We start from the raw sequence: 9,918 nt of genomic DNA, 5'->3' as shown, positions 1-9,918 counted from the left end.
GCGAGGAACGCCTCGACCAGGTGCATGTTGGCGTTCTGGCCTCGGTACCGCTCGAGGTCACTCCACGTGCGGTCGTAGGTGTCCACGCACAATCCGTCAGCTTCGCGCCAGTAACGCTGGTCGATGATGCTCACGACCTCGTCGCGCAGCGAGCTCGCGTCGACCCCGGCCAGCTGCGCCGAACAGCTGGCCAACAGCACGAAGGCATGGCCGTAGGCCTGCTTGCTGGTATCCACGACGGCGCCGTCGGCGTCGGTCGACCACATCCACCCGCCGTGATCCGCGTCGTGCAGGGGCCCTTCGGCCAGGAACTCCACCCCGTGCGTGACCAGGGCCCGAAGGTCGTCTCGACCGCTGAGGGCACCTAACGCGAAGCCGTGAACCATGCGGGCGTTGAGCCACAGCTGTTTGCCCTGTTCCGGCTGGGGATTGCCCTGGCGATCGAGCCACCAGAAGCCGCCGCCCGACTTGTCGGCGGCAGCCCGATAGAACTCGAGCAACCGGTCTGCTTCCGCAGCCAGCCACCGCTCATGCTCCGGCGTGCCGATGTCGTACCTGCCGGTGCCCACACCGTCTCCTCTCAGTTGATTGGCGACGCCGGGTTGACCGCCAGCACGCCGCCGTCGACGCGATAGTCGGCGCCGGTGACGAACGAGGCCCGGTCGCTGGCGAGGAAGGCGATGACCTCGGCGACCTCGGCGGACGTGGCGACCCGGCCCAGCGGATGAGTCGAACCCCAGGAGGCGACGGTCTCCTCCGCCGTGCGCTCGCCCTTGAAGCGTTCGGCGGCCCAGCGCAACATAGGCGTGTCCACCGAGCCCGGGCACACGGCGTTGGCGCGGATGTTCTCCGCCGCGTAATCGACCGCGATCGAGCGAGTCAGCGCGGTGATGCCCGCCTTGCTGACGGCGTAGGCCGCGACCGCGGCCTGCGCCGCCGTCGCCTGGATCGACGACACGTTGACGATGGCGCCGCCGCCTCGCTCCCGCAGGTGGGGAACCGCGAGCTTGGCCATCACGTAGCAACCGGTGAGGTTGATGTCGATGACCTCGTTCCACAACTCACGGCTGGTGGTCTCGACGGTTCCGTACCGCTGCACCCCGGCGGAGTAGACGAGCACGTCGAGTCCGCCGTAGGCCTGCACCGTGGCGCGGACGAACTCCGCTGCCGCCGCCTCGTCCCGGACGTCGACGACCGCACCACGGGCATCGCCGTACTCGCACAGTTCGGTCACGGTGGCATCGACCTCGTCCGACGAGATCCCGCACACCGCAACCGACGCGCCACCGGCGGCGAGCCGGTGCGCCGCGGCTTGCCCGATCCCGGCCGAGCCGCCGGCGACGATGGCCACCTTGCCGTCGAAGTCGTGCAGGGACTGATTCATCGTGCGATCACCACTGGAGACTGTCGGGTTGCGGAGCTTTGGGGTCGGCCCAGCGCTGGTGGTGCGACGTGGCGTACCAGCTCGGCCGCCCGGGATCGCGGTCGTAGGGGTAACCGCCGAGCTCGCGGTACAACTCGGCGTACTGCGCCACCTTGTCTCGATCGAGCTGAACCCCGAGCCCGGGACCGTCCGGCACCGCGATGGCGCCGTCGACGTACTGGAACATGCCCCCGGCGATCACGTCGTCCTCGAGGTGGTGGTAGTGCGCATCCGCAGCTCGGTCGAGATTCGGCAGGGCGGCACCGAGGTGCAGCATGGTGGCCAGCTGGATGCCGAGCTCGCCGGATGAGTGCACCGACACTCCGAGTTGGAACGTGTCGCACACGGTGGCGGCCTTCACACACGCCCGGATTCCGCCCCAGAACGTCGTGTCGAGCAGGACGACGTCGACGGCGCGGTCGAGCACGTTGGCCGCGAGCTGTTCGAAGTTGATCACGACGGTGTTCGTAGCGATCTGCAGCCCGAGGTCGCGCAACTGCCGGAGCCCGCCGAGCCCCCAGGTCGGGTCCTCGTAGTAGTCGTTGGGCAGGTCGCGGATCGCCGCGCCGAACCGTCGCGCCTCGGCGACGGACAACGCGGCGTTCGGGTCATAGCGCAGAAGGTCGCCGTCGGTCGCCTCGGCCAGTGCTCGAAAGCACTCCAACTCGTAGTCGGGGTCGAACACGCCACCTTTGAGTTTGTGAACGCTGAATCCGTACCGTTCCTTGAGACTGCGAGCCTCGTCGACGAGTTGTTCGGCGGTACGGATCTCGCCGCGACCGGTCGACGGATCGGCATACCGGAAGAACAGGTACGACGCGAACGGCACCTGATCACGTATCCGCCCGCCCAACAACTCCGACACCGGGACACCGAGGTCTTGTCCGACGAGGTCGAGACAGGCGAACTCGATCGCGGCAAGCAATTGAGTCCGATTGTTGTAGAGGCTCGCTGTCGGATTGGCGATCGCGAATCGCAACGCCTCGAGCATCAACGGATCATGGCCGACCAGGTACTTCTTGAGCGCGACGATGGCTGCTTCGGCGCTCTCGCCGCCGCCACCCAACTCCCCCAGGCCGATCAATCCGTTGTCGGCTTCGACTTCGACGATGGTCCGGACGAATCGGCCCCAGTGCGCCCCGTTGGAGTGCAGCAATGGCGCCTCGAGTGGCACTGCCACCGTCGTTGCCCGGATATCGCGAATCTTCATCTGGTCCCCTTGTTGTGATTTCGTGCTGTCAGCCGACTGGCTTGAGACTGGAAGCGAAAAAGCGTTGGAACGTGAGGAACAGCACCACCGTCGGCAGTGACACGAACAGTGCGGCAGACAGCACGATCGGTGGGCCCAGGCTGGAGTAGCCGCTGTTGAGCTCAGCCAACGCCGCCATCACCGGGCGGATGTTGGGGCTGGTCGACAGCGTGATACCGAAGAGCAGGTCGCTCCACACCCAGGTGAACTGGAACACGAACGCGGCCTGCAGCGAGGACTTCACCAACGGCAGGTGGATCTGCCAGAACAAGCGACCCCATCCGGCGCCGTCGAGCTGAGCGGCTTCGGTGACCTCGCTCGGGACCGTCGTCAAGTAGTTGCGCACCACGAAGAACGCGAACGGCACACACAGCGCGGCGTAGATCAGCACCATGCCCAACTGCGTGTCGTAGAGGTTGACGTTGACGTAGGCCTTGAACAGCGGAGCCAGGAAGATCTGCAACGGCAGCAAGGTACCCGTGTAGATCAGCCAGAACCACAGACCCCGCCGGCGCGTGGGCATGATGACGACCGCGAACGACGCCAGCGCCGCAGCGAAGACGGCGATTCCTGCGGACAACGTCGCATAGAGCAGGCTGTTGTACAGGCCCAGCCCGAGTTCTGCGGAATCCCACGCTCGAGCGAGGTTGTCGAAAAAGCCGAACCCGTTCGGGATCCACCGAGGCGAGCCGGTGTATTTCTCGTGCGGCGTCATCGCGTTGACGATGAGCAGATACGTCGGAACCAGCCAGAGAATCGCGAGGGCGATCAGGAATCCATTACGTACGAAACGTCCCATCGTGATCTCATCCCCGCTTCGGCATCTGTTGGCGCAGGTAAACCCACGACACTGAGACGACGATGACCGCCAGCACGACTGCTACGGCCGAACCGTGACCGTACTCACTGAGTACGAACGTCATGCGGTACATCGTCACGGCCAAGGTTTCCGAGACCCAGCCCGGTCCGCCGTTGGTCAGCAGCCAGATGACGTCGAACACGCGCAGGCTGTTGGCGATCGAGATGCCCACCACCACGACAGTCACCGGGCGCAGCTGCGGAAAGACGATGCTGCGGAAGAGCCGGAACCCGCTGGCGCCGTCGAGCATCCCGGCCTCGACGGTCTCGCGCGGCACGGTCTGCAAGCCGACGAGGAAGAGGATCACCGCGATGCCGACTGCCTGCCAGGTGTTGGCCAGAATCATCACGATCGTGTTCATCGGCCAGGACAGCAGCCACTCACGTTGGAGCTCGTCCAGGCCGAACGCGCCGAGCACCTGATTGATCGCGCCATCGCTGCGCAGCATGAAACCCCAGATCACTGCGGTGGCCGTACCGGAGATGGCGTAGGGGAGCACGAAGGCGTAGCGGACCCACGTCGCCCAGCCACTGGCGTTGGTCAGCACCGCGATCATCAGTCCGAGCAGGACCGGGAGCAACAGCGTCCCGACCATCCAGATCACCGTGTTGAGCAGGGAACGATGGAACCGTTCCTCGCCGAACAAGGCCACGTAATTGTCGAGCCCGACGAACTGCGCGGTGCTGAGTCCGTCGTAGTCGGTCAGGCTCTGGTAGACCGTGTAGCCGAACGGCACCAGCAGCAGGACACCGACGAGGAGCACGGCGGGCAGCAGATGAACGGCGCTGCCCGCCCGGGCGGCGAACCCGTCGTAACGAACGTTCGAACCCCGGTTGCGGGCCCGCGGCGCCTTCCGTTCCGGTTCAGGCGCGCGCGGGCGTACCGCGGTCTGGCCAGCGGGCTCGGTCACCCCTGCTCCCACTTGGCCCACTCTTCATCGGCTCGCTCCTGCATCTTCTGCAGAGTCGCGTCGATGTTGTCCGGCGACGGCTGGACCATGAAGGTCGCTAGGTCCTTGACGTTCCCCTCCACCAGCGCCGGCGGGCTGGCTTCCCAGTAGCGCTCGAGCTCCAACGGCTCGCTCTGCTGCACCTGCTCGGTCACCGACGTCAGGACCGGGTTCTCGATCGGGACCTCGGGGTTGGCCGAGATGTCGTTGATCTCGTCGACCCACACCTCTTGGACGTCGGGGTTCAACCACTCACCGAGCGCTTCGACGGCGGCGTCCTTGTTCGGTGCCTTCTCCGGCACCGCGAACACGCCACTTTCGATGATCACCGACGGGGCCACGTCCGGGGTGATCGTCGGCATGACGAAGGCGCCGTAGTCGTCGTCGGTCATGCCGTTCTCGGTGAAGATCGCGTTGCGCCAGGTCCCCATGGGCACCATGGCGACCTCACCGCTCTTCAACAGCGCCGGCTCGTCGTCCCAGGCGGTGTCGGGCGAGGTGAAGAAGCCCTTCGCGTACATGTCCGCCCAGATCTGCATCGCCTGACGGGCGGGCTCGTCGGTGTAGCTCGCCTCGCCGTTCATCAGATCGGTGTAGAACTGTGGGTCGAGCTTGCTGAGGATCTCGCCGAACCAGATGAACGACGTCCAGCCGGCTTCCTGCGTAGCGAAGAACGGTGTGATTCCGGCGTCCTTGATCGCCTGCGCGTTGCCGATGAACTCGTCCCACGTCGTGGGGACCGACAGGCCGAGATCGTCGTAGATCTTCTTGTTGTAGAAGATCACCCAGTACGACTTGTACATGGGCATGGCGTACACGTGGCCGTCGTAGGAGAAGCTCGGTGCCGTGTCCGGGTTGACCCACCCGTTGTCCACGGCGGCTTCCCACTCGGCGTCGAGGTTGACCAAGCCACCGGAGCGGGCCAGGTCCTGCAGGCGGTAGCCGCTCCACCACTTGACCAGGTCGGTCGCACTGTTGGACTGCAAGGACGAGCGGATGACCTGCTGATAGTTCTCGGTGCTCGGCACGTTGCGTGGGTCGATGCCGTACCCGGTGATCTCCTGGAGCTCGGCTCCCACGGCTTCGTACGCTTCGACGAAGTCGGCCCGGTCGCCGTTCAGGCTGAGCGTGTCGTCCGAGCCTCCACTGGTCTCGGACCCGCTGGCGCACGCGCTGATCATCAGGACGGCCGCAGCGGCGGCGACCAATGACTTTCGACGGATCATGATGACTTCCTTCGGTTGGTCCTGGGGTCTGTCTACTGGTCGGAGTCCGCGTGCTCGCGAAGCTTGCGACTCACGACGGCGATCACGCCCTCGAGGTGGGCGCGCATCAACTCAGCCGCCTTGACCGGGTCACGGTGGGCGATCGCGTCATAGATCGAGCTGTGTTCTTCATGGTCGTGTTGCAGGTCGGCGTACAGGTCACCGATCACACGCTGTTGCGGCTCGTACAGCTCGACCGTCGACTGCAGGGTTTCGGTGAGGACCTGGTTGCCGGCTGCTCGAGCGATGGCGACGTGGAATCGCATGTTCATCTGGGTGATGTCGGGTTCGCGCCGCCCGGCGATGGCTTGCGCCGCCGCGGCCAACTCAGCCTTGATCTCGGCGATCTGTGTTTCGTCACCACGGCGAGCTGCCCGGCCGGCGAGTTCTGGCTCGATCAGTAGCCGGGTGTCCAGGACGTCGAGGGTGGCGACGTCGCCGATGTCGCTGCGGTTGGGATTGGCGATGACCAGCCGGCGGGTGTCGCCACTGACGTAGATGCCCGAGCCGTGCCGGAACTCGATGGTTCCCGTCGCTTCGAGCCGGCGGGCTGCTTCACGCAGGGTCGGTGTGGCCACGCCGAACTGAGAGGCCAACGCCGACACCGACGGCAGTCGATCGCCGATCTGGTAGTTGCCCTCCTCGATGAGCCGGACCAGTCCGGAGGTCAGTACCTCCAGGAGACTTCGCCGCTCCATCCCGATCCCGCCCATCGCCGCGATTCCTCTACTCATCTGATGATTTGGCGAAGACCGTAGCCCCCCGGCACGACGGCGTCAAGCGTCGCCTCATCGTGCGCCGCCGTTCAGGCCCGACGCCGCGTTCCTCAGATCTGGGTGCGGTTCACGCCCAACTCGGGGCCCACGTATCACCCAAGACCTGCTGCGTGTTGGCGCGTACGTGGGCGCGCAGCGCCGTCAGCACGGGATGCTGGTCACCGGTTCGGAACAGCAGCACGTGCGGGTAGACCGGGGCCGGCTCACGCACGGGGATACGACGCAGGTCGTGTCCCTGGGGCCACACGTACCGGTCTCCGGATCCGACCACAGTGGCCAGCGCAGCAGACTCGGCCAGGGCATCCATCAGGGCCTCGTCACCGAAGTCGGGGCCGAGCGCGTCGATGCTCAGCCCGAAGGCCTCGGAGAGCTCCCGGTAGAAGGCTGCCCATTCGGTGCCGGGCCGGATCCCGGGGATCCAGATGCGGTGCCCGGCCAGGTCGGCGGGCCGGACCCAGGTGGCGTCGGCCAGCGGATGGGCCGGACCGACCAGGATTTCCAGCGGCGCGTCCAGAAGCCGGTCGGCGCTGATCCCGGCCGGCCTCTGGTCTGGCGGCAGCGCCCGGAAGGAGGCATCGACGACTCCGTCGAGCACCGCCTGCACCGCCTGCACGGCGCTCTTGTCGCTCATCGCGACCGCGTCCAGGGCGATGCCAGGGTGGGCGCGGTAGAAGTCGTAGACGGCTTGGGCCGGAGCGATGCGCCGGTTGAGGACGTCCACGCGCAGCGGACGGCTGCCAGGGCGCACGGACTGCTCGGCCTGTTCGAGTGCGGCCAGGACCTTCTTGGCGTGCGGCAGGAAGACCTGTCCGTCCAGGCTCAGCCGGGAACCACGCGAGGTACGCACCAGGAGAGCGACCCCGAGATGCTTCTCCAGCGTGGCTATCCGTTTGGAGACGGCTTGCTGGCTGACCCCCAGCTCGTCGGCCGCGGCCTGGAACTGCCCGGCTTCAGACGCCGTCACGAACGTACGGAGCATGGCCACATCCATGCCGCGGACCTTACCTCCACCTACAACCAACAGTTGTTGCCAGCTGGCGGCGCGTTGTTTGCTCCGCTCGCTCCTCCGGTGCTGGGATCACCGCATGTCTACCCGCACAGAGCACGTCATGTACATCAAGACCCCTGAGTTCGCGCGACACGCCGAGCGAATCATGGAGGTCACCGACGCGACTTCGCGGCTGAACATCCTGCCGTTCAGCGACACGCAGGGGCGCACGACACTACTCTCAGTTGTGTTCGGCGGACCGCTGCCGGAGTCGGTGACGATCTATCCGCCGTTTTTCACCGAGTACGGACTCGGCACGAAGTTCGGGCGGAACGTCTTCGTCAACCAGGGGTGCACCTTCATGGACAAGGGCGGCATCACCATCGGCGACGGCGTCATGATCGGCCCGAAGGTCAGCCTGATCACCGGAGGGCACCCGCTGCCGCTCGCCGAGCGCCGTGAGCACCTCTCGTTCGCGCCGATCACGATCGAGGACGACGTGTGGATCGGCACAGCCGCAGTGATCACGCAGGGGGTCACCATCGGAGCCGGAGCGGTGGTCGCGGCTGGAGCCGTGGTCACCCATGACGTGCCCGCGGGCACGATGGTCGCCGGGGTGCCCGCCCGGGTGATCAAGACGATCGGCTGAATCAGGTCGCAGCGTCGACGACCGGGGCCCTCCGTCCTACGCCGGTTCTACGGCTGGTCGTCGGCCACGTGACCGGACCAGCGGTCGAACAGCCGGGCGGCCAGCCCGACGGCGTCGCCACGAGGCTCGACCGGTCCCACGGCGCCGTCGGCGATCCACAGCTGTTCGAACGACGCGAGCCGCCGATCCAGGTCGACTGCCGCTGTCGGGTCGTCGACGGCGCCGCCGTCGGCGATCCAGTCCAGCCACACCTGCAGCCGCGGGATGTAGAACTCGCGCATCAGACCGGCCCAGTGCCGCCAGGAGTAGTCGTACAGGTTCGTGTTCGGGTGTCCCCAGACGGTGAGCAATCGCCGTACGGAACGCTCCAGGTGCAGCCGCTCCGTCGGGGTGGCTCCCCAGTCGCGGGCTTCGGCGATCCAGCGGCCGAGTAGGTACTCCGCGCGCGTGGCCAGGATGTCGTCCAGGTCGTGGAGCAGCTCGAGCAGCCGCGCGCCAGCGTGCAAGGCGCCGGCCCGGTCCCCCTTCGCCACGGCGGCGGTCACCGCCCGGCGGCTGCGGCCGGCCAGACCGCCCACCACTTGAACCGTCAGGTCGACCAGGTCGCGCCGGTACGCATCCGCGGCACTCACCACGTCGGCGACGTCGAGCATGAGTCGCCAGGCGTGAACCAGTTCGCCGAGCGCGTCGTCCGGGGCCCACGCCGCGCTCACCTGATCGTCGAGGCCGGGGCGTCGGATGACCGGTGAGGGCACCAGCACGTCGCGACCGGGCCCGTAGACCGTTGCGGCGAGGACCCGCCAGATCTCACGGACGCGGTCGTCGTCGGTGCCGTAGCGGCGCTGCGCCCACGCGGTCAGCCAGCTCTCCAGGTCGTCGGGCGGCTCCCGCCAGGCCAGATCGGTGACCAGGTCGTAGACCGCGGGGTTCGTACCCAGCCCCTCCATCGCCAGCCCGATCCCCCGCAGCTGATCCGCCGCGGCGCCGTCCTCGGCGTCCCGGAACCGGCGCACGAGCGCCCGCACGTCGCCGAACAGTCCGGAACGCTGGCCGAAGTTGTGCACGATGCACCACAACCACGGCCGATCAGCGAACCGGTCCGTCGAGCTCCACAGCGGCGCGTGCTCAGCCCACAGGTCCAGCACCAGCAGCCGCTCCGGCGGCACGGCGTCGAGGAACGCGCGGACACGCTCCGGCGTCCAGAACTCCGATCGGTACGAGAACGGCCACGCTTGAAAGACCCACACGGCATCGGGATCGTCGACGGTGACGCCGTCGAGGATGCGCCGCGCCATGTCGGCCAACGCCTCCGGCTCGCCGGAGGGCGGCACCATCTCGATGAACGGGTCGGTGGCATACAGGCCGTCACCACCGAAGCGGGCCCGCTGCTCGGCGCGAACCGCCTGCGCGAAGGCCATGAACCGCGGATGATCGGCCGGCAGCTGCCGGGTGTGGAACCCCTCCCACTGCAGCTTGGCCGCGCCCTCGTCGGCCAGCTCGGCCGGGACGTGGCCGGCGAAGCCGGGCAGGACCGGGCGCATACCCAGCTCGCGTTCACGCGCCACGATCTGCTGCCCGAGCCGCTCGCGTGCGGCGATCCAGCCTTCCGGCAGGGGCCGGTCCCAGCCTTCGAGGCAGCCCATCCACAGGAACGGCAGGTAGGTCGAGCCGCCGAGGTAGGCCGCGATGCGCTCGTCGGACATGCCTTCAGCGCGCAGGACGGCCTGCCAGACGGCTTCGTGTCCGGTGATGGCCAGCGG

General features: G+C 67.1%; 10 protein-coding genes. 1 reads left to right on the top strand and 9 read right to left on the bottom strand.

Annotation, left to right across the window (positions count from 1 at the left end; all coding sequences use genetic code 11):
• From M6444_RS09705 to M6444_RS09670, 8 genes are all read right to left on the bottom strand, one after another.
• The coding region (locus M6444_RS09705) for an AGE family epimerase/isomerase (protein WP_298326191.1) at positions 1-569 on the bottom strand (569 nt) is incomplete at its 3' end.
• Positions 570-580: 11 nt separating this feature from the next.
• The gene (locus M6444_RS09700) at positions 581-1,372 is read right to left on the bottom strand and encodes an SDR family oxidoreductase (protein WP_363326304.1); all 792 of its coding nucleotides are present in this window, start codon (positions 1,370-1,372) and stop codon (positions 581-583) included.
• A 19-nt stretch (positions 1,373-1,391) separates the two neighbouring features.
• Positions 1,392-2,633: an enolase C-terminal domain-like protein gene (locus M6444_RS09695; RefSeq protein ID WP_298326185.1), complete on the bottom strand. Its 1,242-nt coding sequence runs from the start codon at positions 2,631-2,633 to the stop codon at positions 1,392-1,394.
• A 28-nt stretch (positions 2,634-2,661) separates the two neighbouring features.
• Positions 2,662-3,471: a carbohydrate ABC transporter permease gene (locus tag M6444_RS09690; RefSeq protein ID WP_298326183.1), complete on the bottom strand. Its 810-nt coding sequence runs from the start codon at positions 3,469-3,471 to the stop codon at positions 2,662-2,664.
• A gap of 7 nt (positions 3,472-3,478) precedes the next feature.
• Positions 3,479-4,441: a sugar ABC transporter permease gene (locus M6444_RS09685; RefSeq protein WP_298326180.1), complete on the bottom strand. Its 963-nt coding sequence runs from the start codon at positions 4,439-4,441 to the stop codon at positions 3,479-3,481.
• Positions 4,438-5,706 carry an extracellular solute-binding protein gene (locus M6444_RS09680; protein WP_298326179.1) on the bottom strand — a complete coding sequence of 423 codons (1,269 nt, stop codon included), beginning with the start codon at positions 5,704-5,706 and terminating at the stop codon, positions 4,438-4,440. The genes M6444_RS09685 and M6444_RS09680 overlap by 4 nt, the downstream gene beginning before the upstream one ends.
• Before the next feature lie 32 nt (positions 5,707-5,738).
• On the bottom strand, positions 5,739-6,479 hold the full coding sequence (locus M6444_RS09675; protein WP_298326176.1) for a FadR/GntR family transcriptional regulator: 741 nt from the start codon (positions 6,477-6,479) through the stop codon (positions 5,739-5,741).
• Between the two features lie 109 nt (positions 6,480-6,588).
• The gene (locus M6444_RS09670; protein ID WP_363326302.1) at positions 6,589-7,512 is read right to left on the bottom strand and encodes a LysR family transcriptional regulator; all 924 of its coding nucleotides are present in this window, start codon (positions 7,510-7,512) and stop codon (positions 6,589-6,591) included.
• 118 nt (positions 7,513-7,630) lie between these two features.
• Here M6444_RS09670 and M6444_RS09665 point away from each other — a divergent pair, with 118 nt between their 5' ends.
• Positions 7,631-8,158, top strand: a complete 528-nt coding sequence (locus M6444_RS09665; protein WP_363326303.1) for a DapH/DapD/GlmU-related protein — start codon at positions 7,631-7,633, stop codon at positions 8,156-8,158.
• A 47-nt stretch (positions 8,159-8,205) separates the two neighbouring features.
• Here the strand turns inward: M6444_RS09665 and M6444_RS09660 are convergent.
• Positions 8,206-9,918 (bottom strand): alpha-N-acetylglucosaminidase (locus M6444_RS09660; RefSeq protein WP_298326166.1); only part of this gene is annotated, 1,713 nt, incomplete at its 5' end.

This window comes from Haloactinopolyspora sp. (assembly GCF_027324685.1).
Taxonomy (GTDB): domain Bacteria; phylum Actinomycetota; class Actinomycetes; order Jiangellales; family Jiangellaceae; genus Haloactinopolyspora.
This window is presented reverse-complemented; position numbering and strand designations above follow the sequence as displayed.